Here is a 23841-nt window from a genome sequence, read left to right on the forward strand (position 1 = left end):
TCAGGGAGCGGCTATGTTCGAATCTTGGGCAACGTATGGCTAGACCTCGATATGGGAGCCCATCACCACGGTCCGGTCTCTGGGGAGGGCGAACTGGTCGGCCGCGTCGGCGGTGATGTGGCTGGTGGCGATGAACAGGAACTTGCGCCAGCCGGCCATGGTGGGGTTGGCGCCGCGCTGGAGCTCGATCTTGCTCAGGAAGTAGGAGGCGCCGTCGATGTTCAGCCGGCCTTCGGTCCGGGTGGGGTCCAGCAGCCGCAGGGCGGTTGGCACATCAGGGGTTTCCATGTAGCCGAACTTGGCCGTGACGTGAGTGATCCCGTCGTCGGCGTAGCCGAGATCATCCACGACGATCCGGTCGGCCGTGGCGACCCGCGGGATCGGCTCGGTCTCGATGGACATGATCACCACGTGGTCGTGGCGCACGTGGTTGTGCTGGACGTTGGCGCGCATGGCGAGCGGCGCGGTTCGCTTGCCACGGTTGAGGAAGACCGCGGTGCCGGGAACGCGGGACGCGGGTGACCTGTCGGAGCGCAGCAGGGCGATGAACTCCTTCAGCGAACCCTCGGCGTCCTCGCGCTCGGCGGTCACGATCTCGCGCCCGCGTTGCCAGGTCGTCATCACGGTGAACGCGATCAGGGCGATCAGCAGCGGCAGCCAGGCGCCGTGAATGAGCTTGGTCATGTTGGCAGCGAAGAAAAGCAGGTCCACGGTCAACAGGACGGCGGCGCCGATCGCTATCAGCCACAAAGGTGTCCCCCACCGACGCCGGGCGACGTAGAAGAACAGCGTCGTGGTGATGGTGATCGTGCCGGTCACCGCCATGCCGAACGCGAACGCCAGCGCGGCCGAGCTCCGGAACGCGAACACGAGTGTCAGCACCGAGACCATCAGCAGCCAGTTGATGAACGGCACGTAGATCTGGCCCATGGTGGACTCGGAGGTGTGCGCGATCCGCAGCCGCGGCAGGTAGCCGAGCTGTGCGGCTTGGGAGGCAACAGAAAACGCGCCGGTGATGACGGCCTGGGACGCGATCACGGTCGCGGCGGTGGCCAGCAGCACCATCGGCAGCCGGCCCCAGCCCGGTACCAGCAGGAAGAACGGGCTGCTGATGTTGTTGGGATCGTTGAGGATCAGCGCGCCCTGGCCCAGGTAGCTCAGCACACAGGCCGGGAACACGAGGAAGATCCAGCCCCGCGTGATCGAGCGGCGGCCGAAATGGCCCATGTCGGCGTAAAGCGCCTCGGCGCCGGTCACCGCGAGTACGACGGCGGCCAGCGCGAAGAACGCGATCCCGAAGTGGCCGACGAGAAAGCTCACCGCGTAGGTCGGCGAGAGCGCTTTCAGGATGTCCGGGTGCTGGGCGATGCCCACCAGGCCGAAGCCGCCGATGGCCACGAACCACAGGATCATCACCGGCCCGAACACCCGGCCCACCGCCGCGGTTCCCCGCCGTTGCACCATGAACAACGCCACGATGATCAGCGCGGTGATCGGCACGACGAGCGTGTCCAGCGAGGGCTCGACGACCTTCAGACCCTCCACAGCGGACAGAACGGAGATCGCGGGCGTGATCATGCTGTCGCCGAAGAACAGCGACGCGCCGAAGATGCCCACCCCGGCCAGGATCACCGCCGCCCTGCCGCCCTGCTGACGGCCCCAGCGGCGCAGCAACGTGATCAGGGCCATGATCCCGCCCTCGCCGTCGTTGTCCGCGCGCATGGCCAGCAGGATGTAGGTGACCGTGACGACGATCATCACCGACCAGAACACCAGCGACACCACGCCGTAGACGTTCTCGGTGCTGACCGGCACCGGATGCGGGTCGCCCGGGTTGAACACGGTCTGCAGGGTGTAGATCGGGCTGGTCCCGATGTCGCCGAACACGACGCCGAGCGCGCCTACGACGATCGCGAGCCGGACACTGTCCCGGCCCTTGTGGTCGGACACGGCGCTCCTCCTGGTGCATCGCGCCCGCACCCGGCGCGTCGTCGCGCAGATTACCGGCGCTGTCCCTTCCCAGCCTGCCGACAACGAGCGACATCACAGCCGGTCACGGAGTTTCGTGCCACCCGGAAAACGGCACGAATCAGAGTTTCGTGCGGTAGACTCAGCCACGTGAACTGCGAAGCCTGCGGCCGCCCGCTCCCACCAGCCTTCAAAACCGGTCGGATCAGGCGATACTGCGACGCCACCTGCCGCAGCGCGGCCCGGCGGCGGCGCGAACGCGTCAAGCCAGACTTGACACCGGCCGAACGTCAAGCCAGTCTTGACAGCGTGCTGAACGACCCGCTGTCCGGGGTCGGCGACGCGGTGCGGAAGGTCCGTGCCGCGGAAGCCGAGCTCCGGCAGGCCGTGGAGGCGGCGAGGCGGGCCGGGCACACCTGGCAGGAGCTCGGCGACCTGCTGGGCACCAGCCGGCAGGCCGCCTTCCAGCGGTTCGGCCGTCCGATCGATCCACGAACGGGGAGCCCGATGGCCGAGCCCACGCTGGCCGGCGCCGACCGGCGCGCGGAGGACCTTGTGGTCGCGATCATCGAGTGCCGGTGGGCGGACGTTCGCCGGGACTTCGACGAGCGGATGCTCGAGGCGATCAGCGAGACCATGCTCGGCCAGGTGTGGGCACAGACCGCGAGCCTGGTCGGTCAGTACGAGCGGATGGGCGAACCGTTCACGCGGGGCGCGGGCGACTTCACGATGGTCCAGGTCCCGCTGTTCTTCGAGGCGGGCGAGTTGACCGCGCAGGTGACGTTCAACGCCGAGGGGCAGGTGGCCGGGCTCTGGATCCGGCCGTCGAACCAGTAGTTCACAAGGGAAGTGGGGGAGTTGATGTTCAGAAAGGCAGTCCTGGCCTGCGTTGTGGCGCTGGCCGGGCTTGTGGGGACACCGGCGGTCGCCGCAGCGGTGCCGACCGCCGAGCAGCAGCTGGACTGGGTGCTCGACGCGTCCGGCCGGGTTCCGTTGCCGGAGAACGAGATCCGCGAGCACGTGGCGCAGGTCCTGCTCGACGCGGTCAGCGGGCCTGCCGGGGTCAACGCGGCGCTGACCAGCCTCGGCCGGTTGACGCTTGACAAGATCGTTGTCTCACAACCGAATGTCGTCCAGGCGAACGTGCACGCACCGGCGGACGACTATCTGATGAGTGTCCACACCGACCAGTCGGGCCTGATCGACGGGTTGCGCGCGTCGCCCAACAACCCGGCGCCGACCTCGTGGAGTGAGGTCGACGCCAAGCTGTCCGCGTTGGGCGCGCGGGTGTCGTTCGGGGCGTCCGAGATCGTCGCTGATGGACAGTGCCGCGTCGTTCACGGTGTGGGCGAACAGGTTCAACGGCCGTTGGGGTCGGCGTTCAAGCTGTACGTGCTGGGCGCGCTAGGCAAGGCCGTGGCCGAGCACCGCGCGTCCTGGACCGAGCAGCTGGCGATCCGCGACGACTGGAAGAGCCTGCCCTCCGGGGTGCTGCAGAACGACCCGGCAGGCACGCAGCACACGCTGGCCGAGTACGCCGACAAGATGATCTCGATCAGCGACAACACCGCCACGGATCACCTGATCCACCGGCTGGGCCGGGATGCCGTGCAGCGTCAGCTGTTCGCGTTCGGCAACCAGCGGCCGCAGGCCAACATCCCGTTCCTGACGACGAAGGCGATGTTCGAGCTGAAGGCCACGCAGTACCCGGCCCGCGCCGACGCGTACCTCGCGCTGCCCGAGTGGGCCAAGCCCGTGGCGGTCAACGCGCTGGAACGCCTTCCGCTGACCGGGTTGGCCGGCTGGCAGAAACCGGAGAAGATCGACCAGATCGAGTGGTTCGGCTCACCGAACGACATGTGCCGCGCCTACTCCGGACTGGCCAAGGAGAACCAGCCGGAGATCGGCCACGCGCTGTCGATCAATGACGCCGGCATTGGCCTGGACCGGACCCGGTTCCCGGTCATCTGGTACAAGGGCGGCAGCGAACCGGGCGTGCTGACGATGAACTTCCTGACCCGCACGGCCACCGGCCGCACGTTCGTCAGCAGCGTGATGGTCTCGGACACCGCGGCGCCGCTGAACGAGAACCACGTGGCCGGCCAGGCCCTGGCCATCGTCAAGGGCGCCTTCCAGCTGATGGCCGGCTAAGGGATCAGCACCGTCCGACGCCCACCCTGGTCGAGGTTCCAGACTCGGTCGACCTCGGCCAGGGGGACGCGGTTGATCTCGATCCGCAGCGCGCCGCTCGCCACCATGTCCATCACCTTCGGCAGGTACGAGGTGATGACCTCCAGCGGCGGCGCGTTGCCGGAGCCGCTGCCCAGTATCTCCAGGGCGTGGCTGCGCAGGACCTCGGCGTCCAGGTTCAGCGTCTGCCCGGCCATCACGCCGACCTGGACCAGGCGGGTCCGGGCGAACCGGAGCTCCATGTCGGTCGCGCCGAACGTGCTCAGCAGAACCTCGGTCGGGCGGCCCCAGAGATAGTCCAGCACGATGTCGAACGGCCCGTGTGCGCGATAGGCCTCACGCAGGGCGTCTTCGGGCTGGTTGAGCTGGATCGTCGCGTCGGCACCGAGGCCGGGCAACAGGTCCAGCACGCGCTGGTTGCGTCCGGCGGCCACGATGTGCCCGGCTCCCAGCTGTTTGGCGAGCTGCACCGCGAGCTGACCGGTCACCCCGGTGGCGCCGAGGATCAGGACCCGTTCCCCCGCTTGAAGTTTGGCCCGCCACTCCAACGCGGTCCACGCCGACATCGCCGGGTTCTGGATCGCGGCGGCCACGGCCTCGTCGACGCCGTCCGGGATCTCCGTGGACCACTTTCGTTGTGTCGCAGCACGTTCGGCCATGACACCGTCCCGCGATCCGAACAGGACTCTTGTCCCGTCGGCAAGTTCTCCCGCGCCGATGAACCCGCACACGGTCGGCAGCTTGTCCGGGGACGAGTAGTGCGTGCCCGCCGCCCACGCCCGGTCGTAGTTCATCACCGGGCAGGCCGTCACCCGCACGAGGTCTTGTCCTTCGCCCACAACGGGTTCGGGCACCTCCTCGTAACGGGGCACCTCCCCCACCGCGTGCAGCACGGCGGCCTTCACGGCAGCTCCTGCCCGAACAACCGGCCGATCCGCCGCTGCCAGGCGACCAGCACCCTCGGCTGACGGACCCTTGGCCGGCGGTTTCGCAGGCTGCGGCCCTGGTGACCGGCGGGCCGGTCCTCGTGCGCGGGAACTCCGGGTAGCCGGTGCATGGCCCGGTGCAGCGCCTCTTTCATGGGTGACCCCTCCAGACACGTACAAGGTACGTGATTACGTACGTTGTACGTGCCAGGTTAGGAAGTACGGTGTACGTGTGTCAAGGACCAGCGATGACCAGCCGATCTGGGCCCGCCCGGAGCCCGGTGGCCGCCGTCCGCGGCTGACCAGGGAGCAGATCGCCCGCACGGCGCTGGAGATCGCGGACCGGGAGGGCTTCGACGCGGTGTCCATGCGGCACGTCGCCGCGACGCTGAACACGGGCGCGATGACGCTCTACAACTACGTCCGTACCAAGGACGAACTGGTCGCGCTCATGCACGACGAGCTGATGGCCCAGGTCCTCGTGCCCGGCGAGCTGCCGGACAGCTGGCGCGGCGCCTTGACGCTGATCGCCCACCGCACCCACGACGTCATGGCCCGCCACCCGTGGGCGCTGAACTCGTTGCAGGAGGCCCAGTTCGGGCCGAACGCCATGCGCCACTTCGAACAGACCCTCGCCGCACTGGCCAGGACCGGGATCGACACCCCCGCGAAGTTCAGCGTGCTGACCCTGGTCGACGACTACGTGCGCGGCGCGGTGTTGCGCGCCAGCGAGATCCGCAAGCGCAAGTCCACAGCGGACGCCGACCCCGCCGCCGTCCAGGCCGCCATCGAGTTCGGCATGGCCCAGCTCCGGACCGGCGAGTTCCCGCATACCGCCGCCTTGCTGGGCGGCGATCTTTCGTCGTTCCCCGAGGACGCACCCAGCCCGGCCATGGCGGAGGACGGCCTGCGCGAACAGTTCGAACGCGGCCTGCGCGCCGTCCTCGACGGAGCCGCCGCCGAGTTCGGGCTGACCTAGAGGCATCGCGGCCGTCGCCGAACTGGAACTCGACGCTGATCACGCATTCGACGGCTTCGCCGACCGGCCCTTCCCCGCGAAGTGCGAGGTTGACCGTACTGGAATGGCCATTTCCGACAACGCTGAGCATTGCGCTCTGACCGGGCAGAAGCAGGCGCACCGGCATATCGTCCTGCGAGACCCGCAGACCATGCTGGACCAGCGGCCCCTCAACAACGGCGGCGCTCGTCGCGCCATCCGCGGTGTCCAGGTAGATCTGAACGACGAATTCCTCGACCGGCCTCCGATCAACCCGAAGCCTTTCTCGGAGTTGAACCACATGTCGACAACCCGTACGTGTTCTTGGGGGGAAGTGAGTCGTAAACCCGTTATGTGAACAGGTCCCAGGGCTGGTCGCGTTCGGCGGTGATCGCGATGACCAGCCGGCCGGAGACGTGCGCGGACAACCCGTTGTCGTCGAACTGGTTCTCGCGGTGCAGGCGCGCGGTGAGCTCGAGGCTCTGCTCACGGGTGAGGGGGTGTTCCAGGACGCCGAGGAGGAACGAGCCGGTGGACGGGCCGAGCAGGTCCAGGCCGGCCCACGTGCCCCGCAATGCTTGTCCCGCAACGCGGACCGACGACTCCGGGGCGGTGGCGTAGAGCTGGTCGGCGATGTCGTTCACGCGGCGGGCGATGGTGGTGGCGAGCTCCCGCGGTGAGCTGCGGTCGAAGTCCCTCGCGCGGCTGTCGCGGCGGGCTGGTGCCAAAGCCTTCTCGTCGGACGGCGAGGCGGAGAGCTGGTCGAACAGTTCGGGCTGGAACGCCACCGGCGACGGCATCGGCTGACCCACCGGCCCGTTCATCCCCGGCAGCCGCCCCGATCGGGTGAACAGGTCGACGGTGATCCCGTGGCCAGTGGTGTACGCCCAGGTCACGGCCAGTGGGTGCACGCCGTGGTGGTGAGACCAGGGCAGCAGGCTGTTGAGGCGGTCGCGTTGCTGCGCCGTCACCCGGGTGGGCGGCGCCTCGGACCGGCCGCGCGCCTCCCCCGCCAAGGTCACGCCGGGCATGTCGAACAGCAGGTCGGGCCGGGCCTTGGTGACGTTGTAGTGCCCGGCCAGGGCGGTCGGCAGGGCGTCGAAGTGGGCGATCGTGCCGGACGTGGCCTGCCACTGGTACGCGGTCTGCACGGCCGCGGTGAGCATCCCGAGCCCGATCGACTCGCTCACGAACCTGCGGATGTGCGAGGCGCTCGCGCGGAACGGCTCGTCGCGCAACCGGATCGCCGTCCCCGGCTCGCTGTTGAGGTAGCACAGCACCAGCCGCAGCTCGTGCTGCCGCGTCTCGTACCGCACCGGTCCGCTCGCCGGCACCGCCAGCGCGTTCACGCTCACCGCGTAGCTGAGATCCACCGGCAGCAACCGGTCCGCCGCCACCCGGTGCACCCCGTCCACCTCGGGATACGGATCGACGTGCGCCGCGCGCTCCGTCCACGCGAACTGCCGCAACGTCACCCAGCCCATGCGCCAACCCTACGTCTGGGGGCTGACAGGGGCAGGGGTTCCCGGCAGGCTGGCGCGCATGCGCGGAACGGGAACGTTGATCGGGGTCGTGCTCGCACTGCTGTTGTGTGCTCCCGCGGCGGATGCGCACGGGGGCGTCACAGTGGACTCGGACCGGCCGGAGTTCTGGCAGGGGAAGGTGGTCAAGAACGACCCGAGGGTGCGGGATGTGCCGGAGTGCAAGGCGGCGGGGTGTGACCGCGCCGAGGTGGCGGTGCGGCTGCCCAGGGACCTGAAACGCAAGGCGGGTGGGGTCGAGCTGGCGATCCGCACGGTGGGCGCCACGCCGGACGACAGCCTGGGTTTTGTTGTGTACCAAGGGCGTAAGCGGGTCGCGCTGGCGGACGCGCAGATCGGCCCGGCGCGGTCGGTGTGGCTGCCCAAGGCCGACGCCCGGTACACCGTCTACGTGTTCTACAACCCCTTCGTGCCGGACCTGGCGTCGCCGTCGGTGCGCTACGAAGGCTTGGCGGAGAACGAGAACACGCCGTCCAGCCCTGGAGTGCGGGACCTGCTGCCGGACCTTCAGGTGCTGCCGCAACGGTTCGCGACGTTCGACACGCCGCCGCCGTTCTTCGACGACTCGGCCGCGCCCGGGGCCTCCTGCTTCACCAGCGAGGTCCAGGAGCAGCACGCCAAGCTGTGCCTGCGGTTCGGGCAGGCCATGTCGAACATCGGCGACGGGCCGGTGGACGTGCGGTTCAGCACGCCCAAGGGACAGCGCCCGCCGGAGGTGCCCGGGTCGCAGCGGATCTTCCGGTCCGACGGCACCTACCACGACGTGCCGTCCATCGGGACCATGCACTACCACCCGATCCACCAGCACTACCACTTCGAGGACTTCTCGGTCTCGGAGCTGTGGGCGGCCGACGCCTCGGGCAAACCGACCGGGACCGCCCCGGTCGCCACCGGCAAGAAGAACGGGTTCTGCATGGCCGACACCGAACTGCCGTGGTGGGCCAAGAAGGGCAACGCGCCGCAGAGCTACCCGGCGCCGCGCTGCCTCGAGCCGGGAGCCGACTCGCCCGCCGACGTGGACGCGTTCAACAACGGCATCTCCCGCGGCTGGGCGGACGAGTACTGGTGGGCCCTGCCGGACCAGATGATCGAGGTCAGCGCGTTGACGGACGCGACCTACGTGCTGGTCACGCACGTCGACCCGGCGAACAAGATCAAGGAACTGAACGAGGCCAACAACTGCGTGCGCATCCCGGTCACCCTGACCGGCCTGGCCACCGCAACCCCGAAGGCCGCTCTCGGCACCCAGTCCACCCCCTGCTGATCCGGATGGGGCCGGTCGCGCACCGGCCCGCCGGTCAGAGGTTGGTGAGGGTGTCCATGTCCTCGTCGGACAGGGTGAAGTCGAAGATGTTCAGGTTCTCGCGGATCCGCGAGGGCGTGATGGACTTCGGGATCACCCGGTTGCCCTGCTGGACGTTCCAGCGCAGCAGCACCTGGGCCGGGGTGCGGCCGTACTTGTGCGCGATCTGCGCCGCGGTCCGGTCCTTGATCAGCGCGCCGACCGCGAGCGGGCTGTAGGCCTCGGTCAGGATGCCGTGCTCGGCGTGGAAGGCGCGCAGCTGCGTCTCGGGTTCGCCGGGGTGCAGCCGGATCTGGTTCACCGCCGGGACCACGCCGGTCTCGTCGATGATCCGGCGCAGGTGCGGGATCTCGAAGTTCGACACGCCGATCGAGCGCACCCGGCCGGACGCCTGGATCTCGGTGAAGGCCTTCCACGAGCCGGCGAAGTCCGAGCCGCCGGGCCAGTGGATCAGGTAAAGGTCCAGGTAGTCCAGCTTGAGCCGGTCCATGCTCTCGTCGAACCCGCGCATGGCGTTGTCGTAGCTGTTGGAGTTGCCGAGCAGCTTGGTGGTGATGAACAGGTCCGACCTGGGCACCGGCGAGGACGCCAGCGCGAGGCCGACTCCCTGCTCGTTGCGGTACAGGGCGGCGGTGTCCACGCTGCGGTACCCCACGTCGAGCGCGGTGGTCACCGCGTCGGCCACCACGGCGTTGGGCACCTGCCACACGCCGAGGCCGAACTGCGGGATCTTGTGTCCATCGTTGAGCGTCAGTTCAGGAACGTCGACCACGTTCCCAACTCTATCCCGGCGAACCGCGGAAAGCCGTCTTGCCCCGAACCGGGCGCGCCCGGCAGGCTGCTGCGATGAAGTGGCCGTGGCGCAGTACCCAGGTCCCGCCGTCCGAGCTCGGGTTCTTCCAGCAGGCCGGCCGCAGGCTGGATCTGCCGGTGGCGGAGGCCCTGATCCACTTCCGGGAACAGGTGAGCCTCGACCTGGAGTGGACCGACACGCGAAAACGCCGGTTCCGTCGCAACTCCGTCTGGCTGCGAGGCCTGACACTTGGACTGACGGCGGCGTCCACTGTGGTGCTCGGCGTTCAGTCCATTCCGGACCGTGCCTCGTGGGCACTTCCGTTGGTAGCAATGGTAACCGTGCTCGGCACGTTGGAGACGTTCTTCAACTGGCGGTCGCGGTGGGTGCTGATGGAGGAGGCGCAGTACCGGTTCAACCGGCTGCGGGACGAGATCGACTACTACCTGGTCTCGACACCGTCCGCCGAGCTGGCGCGCGACCGCCTCGCGGAGTTCTTCGCGCGCCAGCAAGGCGTTTGGGATGAGATCAGCACCCGCTGGCTCGACCTGCGCAAGCTCGACCGTCCCCCCACCGCACCGGTCACCCCGGGCCAGTGACCTGGTCAGTCACCCGTGAGACTGCGGATCCGGTCGCGGTCCACCCGGGTCAGCTCGTCCGTGCCGGGACGCAACAGTTCCAGTGCCCGTTGCACGTGTCCGCGCGCCCGCACTCCAGCGCCCATTCGGTCGTACATCCAGCCCAGCATCAGGTGTACCCGGCCGCGGGCGAGATCGTCGCCGCTGCGGTCCACCGCGGACAGAATGCAGTCCTGTAACGCCACCAGATCCTGCGAACGTCCATTTCTGTCCACAAAGGACGACAGGGCCCAGGCCAGTTTCCAGGCGTGCGCGTCGAAGCCGAGCCGGTGGGCATCCTCGATCAGACGCAGCAACGTGTGGTGTTCGGCGGTGCACCAGGCACTGGCCTGCCGGGCCGACCGGATCTCCGCCGGCGTCACGCCGTGGCCGGGCGGGTCGTCGATCTCATATCCCCCGGCGGCGAAGAACGTGTACAGGTAGTGGTCCAGCAACCGGCGGATCGCCTCCTGACGCATGGCCCCCGTGTCCAAAGTGGACGTTTTGGTGGCCGCGTAGTCGCGCAGCGAGTCGTGTGAGGCGAACCGGTCGGGGGTGACCTCGGTGAACAGCTCCGCCTGGATCAGGTCCGTCAACGTGCTTCTGGCCTCGTCGACCGGGACCCCGGCAAGGCTGGCGGCCGCGGTGGTGGACGCTTCGGCGCCGGGGTGCAACCCGAGCAGGCGGAACATGCGGGCCGCGGCCGGATCCAGATGCTGGTAGGCCCAGGCGATCACGGCCCGCAGCTCGTCACGGGTCTCCCCCGCCAGCTCGTCGGCCAACGCGCGCAACGACAACGCCTGGTCGAGCTCCAGCCGGGCCGCGATCAATGCCACCGCCAAGGGCAGTCCGGCACAACGTTCGAGCAGCCGCAGCACGGACTCCGGCTCGGACGCCACCCGCGCGGCCCCGATCCGGCGAACCAGCAACTGCCGGGAGTCCTCCAGATCGAGCGGGGCCAGGGTCAGTGGCCGCGCGCCTTCCCAGGTCACGAGGTCGACAAGCGGGTCACGGCTGGTGATGACGACCGTGCACGCCGGAGTGCCCGGCAGCAACGGCCGCACCTGAGCGACATCGTGCGCGTTGTCCAGCACGATCAGCATCCGCCTGGCGGCCAGAACGCTGCGGTACAAGGCGGCCTGCGCGCTCAGCCCGGCCGGGATCCGGGTGACGCCGAGCGCGTCGAGGAACCCGCGGATCGCCTCGCCCGGCGACATCGGCGGCCCGCCGCCGAATCCGCGCAGATCGACGTACAACTGCCCGTCGGGGAACCGTGCATCCACCTGCCTTGCCCACTGCACGGCCAAAGCGGTCTTGCCCACCCCGCCGCGGCCGTTGACGGCGACGATCGCCGCCGTGTCGAGCATGGCGAGTTCCTTTGCCCGGCCGACGAAGTACGGTGTGTGCGCGGGCAACTGGTGTGGTGCGTCGGAAACCGGCACCGCGGGCGGATAAGGGTGGTCGGGCAGGCAGATCCAGCCCACGGTCGAGGTCTCCTTGACGCCGACCTCGACCCGCCGGTAGCTGCCCGGTTCACCGGCGGGACTGTGCTGCACGACCTCCTCGAAGAACCAGGTGGATGTGATCACGGCGAGCAGCCCGGGCGAGGAGGCCAGTGCCTGCTTGAGCGCCGGGGCGTCGGACAGCCGGAAGGTGAAGTTCAGCGCCTTGCCGGCCACGCCGTGGTCGTCGTGGGTGAGCTCACCGGCGTGGATGGCCAGCCGCAGCCGGATCCGGGCCTGCGGCGGGCAGCCGGCGTTGTACCGGCGCAGCTCCTTGACCAGCGACAGGGGAAACGACTCGACGAACACGCACTTCGGCACGCTGACCGGGGCGAGCAGGAACAGCCCGTCGCCACGGTCCTCGTGGTAGCAGTCGCCCCAGCCGATCCCGGCGTCCGCGCAGGCCCGTTTCATCACGGCATAGAGCCCGTCGCGGGCGGCGACCTGGTGCGGTGTGGTGCGTTCCTGGGCGCCGAAGCCCTCGACGTCCAGGACGAGAATGGTCCGGTGGACCGCTTGCGGGGGAACGAGCACAGAGACCTCGTGGTGGGTACGGGAACGGAGAAGTCACGCCACCCGGCGGGCGGCGTCGACGAAACCCGCCAGCCGGCTGCGCAGCAGCGCGGCGTTGGCGGCGGTGAGATCGATCGTGTAGTGCTGCCCGTCCAGGCCGAACGTCACGGTGCCCACGTCGGGCCCGACCGTGCCGTCCAGGTCGTCGACAAGGTGGAAGTCAACACGCATGGTCATGGCACACCTCGTTCATCTCGGCAGCAGCATCGGCTGGACGGGCAGCGGGCGGGAGATCGCGCCGAACTCCCGCATCAGGTCGGCGACCCGCTGGATGTCGCCTGCCGCGATGTCCGCGGTGTACTCGGCGATCCGGACCTTCTGGGCGGTCGCGGGGTCGAGCCTGAGGTACTTCACGAGCAGGGGCTGCAGGATCGCGGCGGTGCCCATGTCGGCGATCCCCCTGCGCAGGGCGCGGACGAACGCGTCGAGCGCGTCCCGGTCGCGCTGGTAGTCCTGGGCGCGCACGGCCCAGCCGGAGATCGGCAGCCCGCCGGGCTGGCCGAGGGCCACATCCACGATCGGCCGGGCGTGGAAGTCGCTGTTGGTGATGGTCAGGTACGGCTCGGCGAGCACGGCGCCGTCGATCTCGCCGCGCTGCATCGCGGCGGGCATGTCCGGCATCGCCATCGGCACCCACCTGATCGACGAGCCGTCCAGGTTGCGGTTGCGCAGCTGGGACAGCACGCCGAGATCGGAGATGGAGCCGGTGCCGGTGACCGCGATCCGCTTGCCTGGCACGTCCTCGGCCTTCTGGATGCTGCCTTCCGGCGGCACCACCAGCTCCAGGTGCCCGGGCAGGGCGGTGTAGGCCGGGGAGATGATCTTCAGGTCGGCCTTGCCGTCGCTCTGCGCCTGGAGGATCGCCGGATAGCTGCTGAACGCCACGTCCAGCCTGCGGCCCAGCGCCGACACCGCGTCGGGTCCACTTTGGACGGTCACCGTCTCGATGTCCACGCCCTCCTGGGCGAAGTACCCGGCATCCAGCGCGCGGAAGAACGGCGCCACGTCGACCACCGGCAGCACACCGACCCGCAGCTTGGGCCGGCCGATGACCGAGTCGCTGAACGCCCCCGCACCGGGCGAGGGGTCCTCCGGCAGCCGCACCAGGGCCGCGGTGACCGCCGCGAACACCGCGACGACCACGGCGGCGATGATGAACGACTGGGTGCGCCGGCTCGCGTGCAGGAACCGGGCCACCGCGGGAGACCGTCCCCCGGCTCGGTGCCGCGCAGGGCCCCGGACGGTCTCCGCGCGGTGCTTCCCCCGTACCCGGCCCGGCACGGGAGTCTCCTTGGCCAGGGCGGGCGCCACGGCCGGATCCGGCCGGCGCATCGCCTCGACGACCTCGAGGATCAGCTCGGCGCGGCGACGGCGATCCATCCCCGAGGGCGGCAGCTCGGCGTCCGCGGCGTCGCGCAGCCGCGTGAACCAGGCGCCCACGGGCTCGGTGCTGGCTGTTCGTCTGTTCTCCCACCGAGACCACAACCGGCGAAACACGGTGACCACCCTTCGTTGTGCGAATGCGGGCTACGCCCGGCCGGGTCCACGGCCGGAGGATCTCCTTGACTTGCTGGACTTTCGCCGCCGGTAGCGGAGGATCTTCTCCAGCTTCTTGCGGCCGGCGTAGAGACATCGGGGGATCGACGAGGGCGCGAGCTCGAGCAGCTCGGCGATCTCCGGGTTGGTGTACCCGAGGGCCGCCAGCACGATCGCCTTGCGTTCGGACACGGACAGCACGTGCAGGGCGTCGAGGATCGCGTCCACGTTCACCCGCTCGTCGACGGAGCTGGACATCCACTGCGAGACCGAGTCCATGGCGTCCTCGATCCGCTCGATCCGCTCGACCGGGGTACGCCGCAGCTCGTCCAGCGCGAGGTGCCGGGCCGCGGTGATGGCCCAGTTCAGCGGTTTGCGCACGGTCGGCCAGTTCACCAGCAGCTTCTCCAGCACGGCGTCGGCGATCTCGTCGACGTCGAGGAGGTCGCGGAACCGGTGACGAAGGTAGAACCGGACCTGTGCACGCAGGTCCGGGTAGAGGTTGACGAAGGCGGGGTCCATTCGTTCTCGGATCGGGTCACTCGGGGTGGGCGGTACGTTCAGCACGCTGGGGTCCGTTTCGTGTGCTCCGGCATGGGGCGTTCGGGGGACCGCGACTGATGGGGGTCCACACCCCGGTCGGGTCGGCCACGGATCCCCGCGCGCGGGGACCACGCCACGCCGCTCGGTACGGACATCGACCCCACCCCCCTCCAGAGGCCTTCGCGCGCGGGCACCCACTCTGAGTGCTCATCGAAGTGACGAATCCGGGAGGCGTAAATGGAAAAAGTCACCTGAAAGAACTGAGAATCCCGCGTTTGTACGGAATCTCATCCATTTCTGGCCAGCAACTGGCCAAACGCCAGACAGGTGTGAACAGCCGCCGAGGCAGGCGCGCGATTCTTTCAGGTTTTATGAGCCACGAACCAGGAGCCGTCCAGCCTGGTCAGGCTCGCGTGCGCCCGGCGCGGTCGAAGCCGCGTACATCGGTGACGCCGCTCAACAGATCTACAAAACCGTGGGGATCGACCATGATTGTGGCGAGCATTCTTGTGGTGGCATCTTGGTGCCACGATCCGGTTCACGGGAGCGGACATGCGGGAAGAGGGCACGCCACGCAGTGCCCTCTTCCCAGTGTGCGGCTGTTTTCTAGAACACGTAGCAGTCGACGTACTCGGTCGTGCGGACCGAGGCCAGCGCGGCGACAAGGCCATTGCCGGCGTTGCGGCGCACCTGGGCCGCCTCGGTCGGGTGCGGGGTGGTCGACTTGCAGGACGTCGGCGAGCTGTGACCGGACATCAGGTAGTCACAGCGACCGTTGCGGTTGTCCGGCAGGCCGAGGATGTGCCCCAGCTCGTGGGCGGCGATCCGCGGCGGGTAGAACCCGTCGCTGACCGCTTCCCGTCCCATGTAGACAGTGCCGCGGCCGAACCCGCCCGGGTAGGTCCGGGGCCAGCCGTTGTCGGCGTAGACCTTGACCGTGGCGGTGCTGCCGGTGGCCGGCTTGAGCTGGATCGTCGGCACAGCGGCGTTCCACGCTGCCGCGCCTTCATCCACCGCCGCCCTGAACTCCTGGGCCTGGCTGGCGTCGTAGTAGATCGTGCGGACGGCCAACGGGGCGGCCGTGGCCGCCGTCCCGCCGAACGCCACCAACGAGGCCATCAGCCCTAGTGCGGCGACCAGTGCCCGGATGGTCTTGACCATGGGACCTCCCTCAGATACCGGTTTGCTGACGAATCCACGACAGGTGCTGGGCGATCCCGGTGTACAGGGTCGTCGTCGCACATTCACCGTTGTTGTCACCGGGACCGTGGGTCTCGCCGACCAACGTCCAGTCGCCGCGAACGCCGGTGACCGCGGGGCCGCCGGAGTCGCCGTGACAGGCGGAGTGCGTCCGGTCGCCCGACACGCACAGGTCGTTGGCGCCGCCGCCACCGGCCCGGCACCGGCTGCTGGGCAGCACGGTCAGGTCGATCTCCTGCAGCGTCTGCGGCGTGGGACAGCTCGGCCACGCCGTGCAGCCCCAGCCCAGCAGCCGCACCGGACCGCCCGGAGCGGGGTTGGCCTGGGCCATCTTGACCGGAGCCGACCGGGCCGGGGTGGCCAGGTGCATCAGCGTCAGGTCGGTGCCGGACCTGGTGATCCGGCGGTCGATCCGGCCGAGCTCACCGCCGGAGTTGCGGTTCACCGACCCGATCCGGCCCTGGGACGCGCTGCCGCAGTGGTTCGCCGTGACGATCCACTGTGGAGCGACCAGGCTACCGCCGCAGCCGTTGCTCAGCGCGACCATGAACGAGTACGTCTCGGAGGCGTTGTGCCCACCGATGATGTTCGGCTGCATGCCGTCCGCCGAGGCGGGCGCGGCGACCGCACCCGCGATGGCGCACGCGCCGAACGCGGCCATAAGGAATTTGCGCATCTACTTCTCTCCGTCGTCGACGGCCGAAGCCGCCTTGCAGGGGTGACAAGGGAGTACGTGATCAGCTTCCCGGGCCGGACGTGTTTTGGCCACCCTACAAAAGTGGGTTGTCCGGGGCCGTCAAACGAGAAGGACATAACACTCGGCAATAGCGCGTCCGTTTTCCGGACAGCAATTGAGGTCGCGTTTTCCGCGATCACGGGCAACCCTGAAACGATACGGTGCGCGGTGACCGGCTGCCAGCCGCCATCGTGGCGTGTTTCCGCACGGGACAACGGCTTTGGCCGAACCTATCGTTGGATCATGGGTGCACAGCGAACGGTCGGCCACACCCTCTCGGCCGACGGGACGAGGATCGGCTGGCGGCAGCTCGGCCGCGGGCCCGCCCTGGTGATCGTGCACGGTTGGCTCGCGACCGGCCAGGAGTGGTACCCGGTCGCCGAGGACCTCGCCGCCGACCACACCGTGTTGCTGGTCGACCGGCGCGGCCGCGGCCTCAGCGGCGACGGCCCGGAGTACTGCCTGGCCGCCGAGGTCGCGGATCTGCATGCGGTACTGGCACACGCGGGCCCCGGCGCGGCTTTGCTGGGCCACTCGTACGGCGGGATCTGTGCCGCCGCAACGGCTTCGGCGGGCGCGGACATCGCGGCCCTGGTGCTGTACGAACCGCCGCTGCCGGTGAACGGGCCGTGGGACGACACGGCCCTGCCCCGCATCGGGAAAGCGCTCGACGCGGGCGATACCGAGCTGGCGCTGACGTTGATCCTCACGGAGGCCATGGGCGCGGCCGGCCTGGCCGAGAAGCTGCGCGGCACTCCACTGTGGACGGCCATGGCCGGCGTCGCGCCGACGTTCGAACGAGAGTTCCGCGCCACCAACGCACTTGTGGGCAGGCTGGGCCCGTACATGACCATCCCGCGACGCACGAACCTGCTCGTCGGGTCGGAGACCATCCAGCGGCAGAAGGACGCCACGACGTTCCTGCTGGGCAGCCTGCCGCACGCCCGGTTCACCGAACTGCCCGGCGAGGCCCACCACGCGCACCTGAACAGTCCGCACGCGGTGAGCCAGGCCGTCCGGTCACTTCTTCACTGCTTCGCGTAGTGCGCCGCGCCCCACCAGTCGACGATCACGACGTCCTCGTCCCCGACCACCCAGGCGTCGTGCCCGGACGGCAGGTTCGTGACCTGACCGGGAGTGGCCTCGAACTCGGTGCCGTCGGCCATCCGGATCCGCAGTGTGCCCGACACGTGGTACTGGAAATGCGGCGCCTCGCACCACTGCGTGCCCGCGATCGGCTTGACGTCGTTGGACCAGCGCCAGCCGGGCTTCAACACGAGCCTGCCGATCTCGCCGCCGGTGAACTTCAACAGCTCGGCCCGGCCGTTGCCGAAGGTCCGGACCTCGTCCGGGGTCGCGAAATCCTTGTTCTCCATCATCGCTCACTCATCCCAAGCCTGAACGCCGATCTGACGGGTGATCCGGCCGTCCTCGAGGTCGAGAACGGCCGAGCACAGCACACGGGTGCCGTCGGGGTACTGACAGGACTCCAGGTACGCGGCGGTGTCGCCCTGCACCGCGAGCCGGTCCAGCGAGTGGGTCATGTCGCGGCCGCAGACGTCCTCGACGTACTCTGCGATGGCCGCCTTGCCGCGCAGGGTCCGCGGTCTGCTCGGCGGGCTGGTCCGGTCGATGATCCGCACCTCGGCGTCGTCGGCGTACAGCGCGAGCAGGGCGCTCGCGTCGCGTTCCTCGATGCCGCGGCGCAGCCCCTCGGCGTGGAACGGCACCGTCTCAGTTGGACTCATCGTGAATGCCTTTCATAGGACGGGTTGTGCTTCAGCAGCGTCCGCTCTCTCCGTCAATCCAGCGTCAACACCACCGTCAACGCCGCCGTTGCGCCGCGACGCACCCGCGCGGACACTGATCGGCGATGGTCCGGATCCGGTTGTTCGGCGAGCTCGCCGTGTGGGTGAACGACTCGCCGCTGGTGCTTCCGGCCAGCCGCAAGGCCTGCGCGCTGCTCGCCTGGCTGGCCGCGCATCCCGGCGCGCACCTGCGGTCCCGGCTCGCGGCGGAGTTCTGGCCGGAGGTGCTGGACGCGAGCGCCCGGGCCAGCCTGCGCAGCGCGATCTGGACGTTGCGGAGCCATCTGGGCGCGGCCGGCGACCACCTGCACACCGACCGCGACAACGTGTCGCTCATCGACGTTGAGGTGGACCTGCACGACTTCGATCGCGTCGATCCGCTGGCGGCCGAGCGGCTGAGCCGGGACGAGCTGCTGCACCGGTTCGACGCGGAATGGGTCCTTGACCTGCGCGAACGTTACGAGGACAAGCGCGCGGCCCTGCTCGGCGACCTCGCCGCACGGGCTGAGGCCGCCGGTGACCTGGACAAGGCGGCAGAGTGGGCGCGGCAACGGGCGAGCCTGCGCCCGCTTGACGAGGCCGCGGGCCGCGAAGTGATCCGCCTGCTGACGATGACCGGCGAACGCTCGGCCGCCGTCGCCGCCTACACGCGCCTCGCCGGGCGGCTGCGGACCGAGCTGAACGTCCTGCCCGCCAAGGAGACAAGCGAACTGGTGGACACAACTGCCGAAGTCTCCGGCCAGTTGGTGGGACGTGACCGGGAGATCGCCGCCCTGCTGGAGGTCTGGAACCGCACCGCCCACGCAACCGGCGCCACCATCGCGATCAGCGGCGACGGCGGTATCGGCAAGACGCGCCTGACCACGGAACTGATGGCCGCGGTCACCCACACCGGCGCGCTCACCGCCACCGGCACGGCGACTTTGCTGGGCGGCACGACCCCGTTCGGCCCCTGGACCGAACTGATCGACGACCTCACTGCCGAGCTCGGCCCGCTCCCCCAGGACAAGCCGTGGGCCGCCGAACTGGCTCGCGTTCTTGCCGGGGCGGCACCGGGCCGCGGATCCCAGCCCGCGACGGAGCCGGGGTTCGACCGGATCCGGTTCTTCGAGGCCGTCGTGGAGTTGATCGCCTGGGCGTGCCGGGAGCGGGCGGTTTTGCTGGTGGTGGAGGATGTGCAGCTGGCCGATTCGTCCACTGTGGAGCTGGTGGCGCACGTGGGGCGGCGGATCGTGCGGATGCCGGTCGTTCTGGTGGTGACCCGGCGGAGACTGCCGCCGAGGGCTGACGTGGATGCGGTGTTGGGTGCCTTGCGGGGACGCGGGGCGTTGGCGATCGACCTCGAAGTGCGGCCGCTGGAGCCCAGCGCGGTCGGAAAACTGGTACGGGGCACGGTCCCCGATGCCGAGGTCGCGCAGATCGTGAGCCTGGCCGACGGGAACCCGTTGATAGCGTTGGAAAGCGCGCGGGACCCGGTCGCGGGCGTACAAGGAGCGATCCGGGCGGCGATCAGCCGGTTGCGGGGTCCCGCGCGGTTGTTCGTGGAGTTCCTGGCGGTGGCCGGGCGCGACCTCGACCAGGCGGAACTGGCGCAGCTGCCGATCCCCGGCGATCCCGTGCGAGCGGCCACGGAGGCCCTCGGGGCCGGGCTGTTGCGGACCAAAGGCGAGACGATCGGGTTCCGGCACGCCCTGCTGTCCGAGGCCGTCTACAACGATCTGGCGGCCCCATTGCGGGCGCGGCTGCACGCGGCCCTGGCCGACGCGCTACGACGACGAGCGGGCCGCAACGCCCGGCGCAGCGCGGCAGAGATCGCGCGGCACCTGAGGCTGGCGGGCAAGGACCACCTCGCGGTCGCCCACCTCGTCACCGCCGCCGCCCACGCTCGAACGGTCTCCGCGTTGGCCGAGGCAGCGGCTTTGCTCACCGAGGCGGCGGAGATCGAGCCGGACGACCCGGACCCTTGGGTCGAACTCGCCGAAGTCCAGGCCTGGCGCGGGCTGCTGGCCGAGTCGGACACCGCCTTCGACCGCGCGATCCAGGCCATCCCGGTCCTCGACACCGCGGCCCGCGCGGGTGCGTGGCTGCGGCGAGGCCGGTGGCTGCGGGGTGGGATCTGCCATCCCCGGGAGTCCCAACGGTCCTACCGGGCCGCGCTGGACATGGTGCAGAACGACACCGCCGATCCTCTTGCCCGCGTTGAGGTTCTGGCCGGGGTGGCTTGGGCCGAGTCGGTTGCGGGCGACCCGGCCCAAGCCGAGCACCTGCTCGACCAGGCAGCCGCCATCACCCGCGAGCACGGCACCACCAACCTGCTCAACCACGACCTCGGCTGCGCCCGCGGCCACGCTTTGCTACGGGCGGGCCGGTTCGTCGAGAGCTATGCGCCGCTGGTGGCCGCCGCAGCGGCGGCCACGCGCGCGGGCCGCCCGGACATGGCCTACAGCTGCATGACGAGCGCGGCCAGCGCCGCCGCATGTGCCGGAGAGTTCGACCGCGCGCTGGAGTTCGCCGACCGCTGCCTGCCACTGGTCGTCCCCAATGGACTGATCGGGCTCGCGGTCTACGCGTATTCGGCGCAGGCAACGGTTCTACGTCGACTGGGCCGGCTCGCCGAGGCGAGCGCGGCGGTCGACCGTGCCGCGATGTTCGCCGAACGCATTGGCCTCTCCACAGTGGACGGTCTGGTCCACTACGACCGCGGCATGCTCGCCCACGACACCCAGGACTGGGCCACCGCGGCGGCCGAACTCGAGAAGGCCATCCAGGCACACGGGTCGATCAGCATCCCGCTCGCCCGCCTGCACCGCGCGAACGCGTTGGCCTGGTTCGGCAAGCTCGACGAGGCCGAAGCCGAGCTGAGAGCCACCGCGCTGGAACCGTTGACCCCGGCCGACTTCCCGGACACCCTCGTCGCCCGGATGGCCCGCGTCCAGGCACGCATAGCACTCAACCGCGGTGACCTGGCGCTGGCCCGGAAACGGCTGCGGGAGGCGGAACGCGGCTGGCGCGGCCGGATCGAACGCGACCCCGGCGCCCGGTACGTGGCCGCGCTGATCGACCTCGGCCGCCCGCCGATCAGCGTCTTCATCGAGCCGGACCGTGAGCTGGCCGCCGTGCTCGCCGAGCTGGAAGCGTTAGGGGACCGCCGTGCCGACGTTCGATGACCACGCCACCAGCCCGGCCCCGGTCGAGGAGGTCTGGAAGCTGCTCTACGACCCGGCCCGGTTCCCCGAGTGGTGGGCCGGGATCGAGACCGTGGAATCGTCCACAACGGACCGGTACACGATGTACCCGGCCGGGTATCCCGACTACCCGATGCCGCAGGCGCTGAGCACCGACCGGACCAATGGGACGGTCGCGATCTCCTGCCTGGTCTCGGATCTGCGGTTCGAGTGGCGGCTGAGCGCCACCGACCACGGTACCGAGATCACCGTGCACGTGGAGATCCCGGCCGCCGAGGCGCACCGGCTGACCGGTCAGCAGGACGTCATCCGCCGCTCACTGAAGTCTCTCGCGGAACTGGCGGCGGCGCACTGAGCTGGCGGGACAGGGCGGAAGGCCACCAGATCCGCCGTCCCACATCCACGGCGAGCGCGGGAACCAGCAACGACCGCACGAGCAAAGTGTCCAGCAGCACGCCGAACGCGACGATGAACGCGATCTGCGCCAGGAACAGGATCGGGATCACCGACAGTGCCGAGAAAGTCGCCGCCAGCACGACACCGGCCGAGGTGATCACACCACCGGTCAACGTCAACCCGCGCAGGGTGCCGTCACGGGTGCCGATTCTCAGCGCCTCCTCGCGAACCCGGGTCATCAGGAAGATGTTGTAGTCGATGCCCAGGGCGACAAGGAAAACGAACCCGAACAGCGGCACGCTCGGGTCCGAGCCGGGGAAGTCGAGGATGTGGTTGAACACGATCGCCGACACGCCCATGGTCGCGCCGAACGACAACACCACAGTGGCGATCAGCAGCAGCGGAGCCAGCAACGACCGCAGCAACAGCGCGAGCACGACGAAGATCACCAGCAGCACGATCGGGATGATCAGCGCCCGGTCCCGTTCGGACGTTCGCTGCGTGTCGAGCTGGATCGCCGTGGCACCGCCGACTTTCGCGTCAGCGCTAGGCACTGCGTGCACGGCCGTACGCAACCGGCCCACGGTGGCGATGGCCTCCTCGGAGTCGGCCGGGTTCGCCAGCACAGCCTGGATCTCGACGCGCCCGTTCACCACCCGCGGAATGGGCGTTACCTCAGCGACACCGTCCACTTTGGCGGCAGCGGCCACAGCCTGAGCCTGGGACTCGTTGGCGATGATGACCGCCGGTGAGCCGAGACCTGCCGGGAAGTGGCGGCTGAGGACCTCCTGACCGGTCACCGAGTCCACTTTGGTCAGGAACACGTCGGTCTGGGCCGTCCCGGAGGCCTTGAGCTGCGGCACGAACGCGACACCCACCAACAGGACCAGCGTCGTGACCACCCACGTCGCCCGCGGGCGGGCGCCGACCATCCGCGCGATCCGGGCCCAGACGCCGGTCTTCTCCGGGTGCGGCGAGCCCAGTGCGGGCCGGAACGGCCAGAACGCCCCGCGCCCCAGCAAAGCCAGCGCGGCGGGCAGGAACGTGGTCGACGCGAGCAGCGAGGTGCCGATGCCGATCGCCGCCACCGGACCGAGGCCCTTGTTGGAGTTGAGATCGCTGAACAACAGGCACAGCACGCCGAGAATGACCGTCCCGGCCGAAGCGGCGATCGGTTCGAGCGTGGCCCGCCAGGCGACCCGGATCGCGTCATACCGGCTGGGGGTATCCCGCAACTGTTCCCGGAACCGCGAAACGGTCAGCAGCGCATAGTCCGTCGCCGCACCGAACACCAGGATCGACAGGATGCCCTGGCTCTGCCCGTTCAACGCCAGGACATCGTCACGAGCCAACGTGTACACGACCAAGCTGGCCAGACCGAGCGCGAACCCGGCGGACACCAGCACGAGCAGCGGCAACACCGGACTCCGGTACACCACCACCAGAATCAAAGCCACTACAGCACCCGCGACGATCAGCAGCACGCCGTCGATGCCGCCGAACGACGCCACCAAGTCCGAGATCAGCCCGGCCGGACCGGTGATGTGCACGGCGAGATCGGTTGGACCAGTGCCGAACGCGGCTCGGACCGCCTTGACGACGTCCACCGGCTTGCCGCCGGCCGCGATCGGCACGATCAACTGCGCGGCGGCGTTGTCGTTGCGCGGTGGGCGGAACTTGCCGATGGGGCCGACCACCCCGGGTACCTGGGCGACGCGAGTGGCCAGACCGTCCAGATAGGCCCAATCATCCGCTGTCAGCCCACCCTGGTGCTCCGCGATGATGATGCCCGGCAGCAGTTCCTGCGGCACGAACGTTTTCTGTTCGTTGGCCACCGCCGTCGCCTCGGCCGACTTCGGCAGGAAGGCGGCGTTGTCGTTCTTGGCGACCTCGGACAGCTTGCCGGTGAACGGCCCGCCGAATCCGCCGAGCCCCAGCCACACCACCACGAGCAAGGCGGGCAGCACCCAGCGGAGTCTGGACGTCCTGGTCATACCGGTCCCCTTCGCTCGGTGCGCGGGGACCGT

Annotated in this window: 23 protein-coding genes; 9 read left to right on the plus strand and 14 right to left on the minus strand. The window is 69.4% G+C overall.

What is annotated here, in order from left to right:
• Positions 1–39 precede the first annotated feature (39 nt).
• On the minus strand, positions 40–1950 hold the full coding sequence (locus AB0J95_RS28520) for a potassium transporter Kup (protein WP_364764211.1): 1911 nt from the start codon (positions 1948–1950) through the stop codon (positions 40–42).
• A 327-nt stretch (positions 1951–2277) separates the two neighbouring features.
• Between AB0J95_RS28520 and AB0J95_RS28525 the strand changes: the two genes are divergently transcribed.
• Both AB0J95_RS28525 and AB0J95_RS28530 read left to right on the plus strand, forming a co-directional pair.
• Positions 2278–2805: a DUF3887 domain-containing protein gene (locus tag AB0J95_RS28525; protein ID WP_364764214.1), complete on the plus strand. Its 528-nt coding sequence runs from the start codon at positions 2278–2280 to the stop codon at positions 2803–2805.
• A gap of 24 nt (positions 2806–2829) precedes the next feature.
• Entirely contained in the window at positions 2830–4119 is a 1290-nt protein-coding gene (locus AB0J95_RS28530) for a serine hydrolase (protein WP_364764216.1), read from the plus strand.
• On the opposite strand, the gene AB0J95_RS28535 is transcribed toward AB0J95_RS28530, so the two are convergent.
• Both AB0J95_RS28535 and AB0J95_RS28540 read right to left on the minus strand, forming a co-directional pair.
• The gene (locus AB0J95_RS28535) at positions 4116–5063 is read right to left on the minus strand and encodes a zinc-binding alcohol dehydrogenase family protein (RefSeq protein WP_364764219.1); all 948 of its coding nucleotides are present in this window, start codon (positions 5061–5063) and stop codon (positions 4116–4118) included. The genes AB0J95_RS28530 and AB0J95_RS28535 overlap by 4 nt on opposite strands.
• Positions 5060–5239 carry a hypothetical protein gene (locus tag AB0J95_RS28540; protein WP_364764222.1) on the minus strand — a complete coding sequence of 60 codons (180 nt, stop codon included), beginning with the start codon at positions 5237–5239 and terminating at the stop codon, positions 5060–5062. Before AB0J95_RS28540 ends, AB0J95_RS28535 begins: the two co-directional genes overlap by 4 nt.
• Before the next feature lie 77 nt (positions 5240–5316).
• Here AB0J95_RS28540 and AB0J95_RS28545 point away from each other — a divergent pair, with 77 nt between their 5' ends.
• Together AB0J95_RS28545 and AB0J95_RS28550 are read left to right on the plus strand one after the other, a co-directional pair.
• Entirely contained in the window at positions 5317–6063 is a 747-nt protein-coding gene (locus AB0J95_RS28545) for a TetR/AcrR family transcriptional regulator (protein WP_364764224.1), read from the plus strand.
• Positions 6064–6166: 103 nt separating this feature from the next.
• The gene (locus AB0J95_RS28550; RefSeq protein ID WP_364764227.1) at positions 6167–6439 is read left to right on the plus strand and encodes a hypothetical protein; all 273 of its coding nucleotides are present in this window, start codon (positions 6167–6169) and stop codon (positions 6437–6439) included.
• On the opposite strand, the gene AB0J95_RS28555 is transcribed toward AB0J95_RS28550, so the two are convergent.
• The gene (locus AB0J95_RS28555) at positions 6432–7565 is read right to left on the minus strand and encodes a hypothetical protein (protein WP_364764230.1); all 1134 of its coding nucleotides are present in this window, start codon (positions 7563–7565) and stop codon (positions 6432–6434) included. The two genes, AB0J95_RS28550 and AB0J95_RS28555, sit on opposite strands and share 8 nt — an antisense overlap.
• A gap of 58 nt (positions 7566–7623) precedes the next feature.
• On the opposite strand from AB0J95_RS28555, the gene AB0J95_RS28560 reads away from it, so the two are divergent.
• On the plus strand, positions 7624–8886 hold the full coding sequence (locus tag AB0J95_RS28560; protein WP_364764233.1) for a lysyl oxidase family protein: 1263 nt from the start codon (positions 7624–7626) through the stop codon (positions 8884–8886).
• A 34-nt stretch (positions 8887–8920) separates the two neighbouring features.
• Here AB0J95_RS28560 and AB0J95_RS28565 read toward each other — a convergent pair whose 3' ends face one another.
• Positions 8921–9697, minus strand: coding sequence for an aldo/keto reductase (locus AB0J95_RS28565; protein WP_364764236.1), 777 nt, complete (start codon positions 9695–9697; stop codon positions 8921–8923).
• Between the two features lie 74 nt (positions 9698–9771).
• Here AB0J95_RS28565 and AB0J95_RS28570 point away from each other — a divergent pair, with 74 nt between their 5' ends.
• Positions 9772–10317 carry an SLATT domain-containing protein gene (locus AB0J95_RS28570; protein WP_364764239.1) on the plus strand — a complete coding sequence of 182 codons (546 nt, stop codon included), beginning with the start codon at positions 9772–9774 and terminating at the stop codon, positions 10315–10317.
• Between the two features lie 5 nt (positions 10318–10322).
• On the opposite strand, the gene AB0J95_RS28575 is transcribed toward AB0J95_RS28570, so the two are convergent.
• From AB0J95_RS28575 to AB0J95_RS28600, 6 genes are all read right to left on the minus strand, one after another.
• Positions 10323–12371, minus strand: coding sequence for an NB-ARC domain-containing protein (locus AB0J95_RS28575; protein ID WP_364764242.1), 2049 nt, complete (start codon positions 12369–12371; stop codon positions 10323–10325).
• Between the two features lie 33 nt (positions 12372–12404).
• Entirely contained in the window at positions 12405–12587 is a 183-nt protein-coding gene (locus tag AB0J95_RS28580; RefSeq protein WP_364764245.1) for a histone-like nucleoid-structuring protein Lsr2, read from the minus strand.
• A 12-nt stretch (positions 12588–12599) separates the two neighbouring features.
• Positions 12600–13850: an ABC transporter substrate-binding protein gene (locus AB0J95_RS28585; protein ID WP_364764248.1), complete on the minus strand. Its 1251-nt coding sequence runs from the start codon at positions 13848–13850 to the stop codon at positions 12600–12602.
• 87 nt (positions 13851–13937) lie between these two features.
• Positions 13938–14468 carry a sigma-70 family RNA polymerase sigma factor gene (locus AB0J95_RS28590; protein ID WP_364764251.1) on the minus strand — a complete coding sequence of 177 codons (531 nt, stop codon included), beginning with the start codon at positions 14466–14468 and terminating at the stop codon, positions 13938–13940.
• A 627-nt stretch (positions 14469–15095) separates the two neighbouring features.
• Positions 15096–15650, minus strand: coding sequence for a snapalysin family zinc-dependent metalloprotease (locus AB0J95_RS28595; protein WP_364764254.1), 555 nt, complete (start codon positions 15648–15650; stop codon positions 15096–15098).
• Positions 15651–15660: 10 nt separating this feature from the next.
• On the minus strand, positions 15661–16365 hold the full coding sequence (locus tag AB0J95_RS28600) for a trypsin-like serine protease (protein WP_364764257.1): 705 nt from the start codon (positions 16363–16365) through the stop codon (positions 15661–15663).
• A gap of 303 nt (positions 16366–16668) precedes the next feature.
• Here AB0J95_RS28600 and AB0J95_RS28605 point away from each other — a divergent pair, with 303 nt between their 5' ends.
• Positions 16669–17469 carry an alpha/beta hydrolase gene (locus AB0J95_RS28605; RefSeq protein ID WP_364764260.1) on the plus strand — a complete coding sequence of 267 codons (801 nt, stop codon included), beginning with the start codon at positions 16669–16671 and terminating at the stop codon, positions 17467–17469.
• On the opposite strand, the gene AB0J95_RS28610 is transcribed toward AB0J95_RS28605, so the two are convergent.
• Both AB0J95_RS28610 and AB0J95_RS28615 read right to left on the minus strand, forming a co-directional pair.
• Complete coding sequence (locus AB0J95_RS28610) at positions 17454–17804, minus strand: cupin domain-containing protein (RefSeq protein WP_364764263.1); 351 nt, start codon at positions 17802–17804, stop codon at positions 17454–17456. The genes AB0J95_RS28605 and AB0J95_RS28610 overlap by 16 nt on opposite strands.
• 3 nt (positions 17805–17807) lie before the next feature.
• Positions 17808–18173, minus strand: a complete 366-nt coding sequence (locus tag AB0J95_RS28615) for a nuclear transport factor 2 family protein (RefSeq protein ID WP_364764266.1) — start codon at positions 18171–18173, stop codon at positions 17808–17810.
• A 125-nt stretch (positions 18174–18298) separates the two neighbouring features.
• On the opposite strand from AB0J95_RS28615, the gene AB0J95_RS28620 reads away from it, so the two are divergent.
• Both AB0J95_RS28620 and AB0J95_RS28625 read left to right on the plus strand, forming a co-directional pair.
• Positions 18299–21400, plus strand: a complete 3102-nt coding sequence (locus AB0J95_RS28620; RefSeq protein ID WP_364764269.1) for an AAA family ATPase — start codon at positions 18299–18301, stop codon at positions 21398–21400.
• Entirely contained in the window at positions 21384–21773 is a 390-nt protein-coding gene (locus AB0J95_RS28625) for an SRPBCC family protein (protein ID WP_364764271.1), read from the plus strand. Before AB0J95_RS28620 ends, AB0J95_RS28625 begins: the two co-directional genes overlap by 17 nt.
• Here AB0J95_RS28625 and AB0J95_RS28630 read toward each other — a convergent pair.
• Positions 21724–23808 (minus strand): MMPL family transporter, encoded by a 2085-nt coding sequence (locus tag AB0J95_RS28630; RefSeq protein WP_364764274.1) that lies wholly within the window; start codon positions 23806–23808, stop codon positions 21724–21726. The genes AB0J95_RS28625 and AB0J95_RS28630 overlap by 50 nt on opposite strands.
• Between the last annotated feature and the right edge of the window lie 33 nt (positions 23809–23841).

The organism is Actinocrispum sp. NPDC049592, from assembly GCF_040675465.1.
Classification (GTDB): domain Bacteria; phylum Actinomycetota; class Actinomycetes; order Mycobacteriales; family Pseudonocardiaceae; genus Kibdelosporangium.

Coding starts and splice junctions, on each gene's coding strand:
- AB0J95_RS28600 (WP_364764257.1), bottom strand. CDS start 16,365: ATGCGCAAATTCCTTATGGCCGCGTTCGGCGCGTGCGCCATCGCGGGT.
- AB0J95_RS28540 (WP_364764222.1), bottom strand. CDS start 5,239: ATGAAAGAGGCGCTGCACCGGGCCATGCACCGGCTACCCGGAGTTCCC.
- AB0J95_RS28570 (WP_364764239.1), top strand. CDS start 9,772: ATGAAGTGGCCGTGGCGCAGTACCCAGGTCCCGCCGTCCGAGCTCGGG.
- AB0J95_RS28630 (WP_364764274.1), bottom strand. CDS start 23,808: ATGACCAGGACGTCCAGACTCCGCTGGGTGCTGCCCGCCTTGCTCGTG.
- AB0J95_RS28530 (WP_364764216.1), top strand. CDS start 2,830: ATGTTCAGAAAGGCAGTCCTGGCCTGCGTTGTGGCGCTGGCCGGGCTT.
- AB0J95_RS28610 (WP_364764263.1), bottom strand. CDS start 17,804: ATGATGGAGAACAAGGATTTCGCGACCCCGGACGAGGTCCGGACCTTC.
- AB0J95_RS28620 (WP_364764269.1), top strand. CDS start 18,299: ATGGTCCGGATCCGGTTGTTCGGCGAGCTCGCCGTGTGGGTGAACGAC.
- AB0J95_RS28560 (WP_364764233.1), top strand. CDS start 7,624: ATGCGCGGAACGGGAACGTTGATCGGGGTCGTGCTCGCACTGCTGTTG.
- AB0J95_RS28605 (WP_364764260.1), top strand. CDS start 16,669: ATGGGTGCACAGCGAACGGTCGGCCACACCCTCTCGGCCGACGGGACG.
- AB0J95_RS28590 (WP_364764251.1), bottom strand. CDS start 14,468: ATGGACCCCGCCTTCGTCAACCTCTACCCGGACCTGCGTGCACAGGTC.
- AB0J95_RS28580 (WP_364764245.1), bottom strand. CDS start 12,587: ATGACCATGCGTGTTGACTTCCACCTTGTCGACGACCTGGACGGCACG.
- AB0J95_RS28555 (WP_364764230.1), bottom strand. CDS start 7,565: ATGGGCTGGGTGACGTTGCGGCAGTTCGCGTGGACGGAGCGCGCGGCG.
- AB0J95_RS28595 (WP_364764254.1), bottom strand. CDS start 15,650: ATGGTCAAGACCATCCGGGCACTGGTCGCCGCACTAGGGCTGATGGCC.
- AB0J95_RS28550 (WP_364764227.1), top strand. CDS start 6,167: ATGGCCATTTCCGACAACGCTGAGCATTGCGCTCTGACCGGGCAGAAG.
- AB0J95_RS28615 (WP_364764266.1), bottom strand. CDS start 18,173: ATGAGTCCAACTGAGACGGTGCCGTTCCACGCCGAGGGGCTGCGCCGC.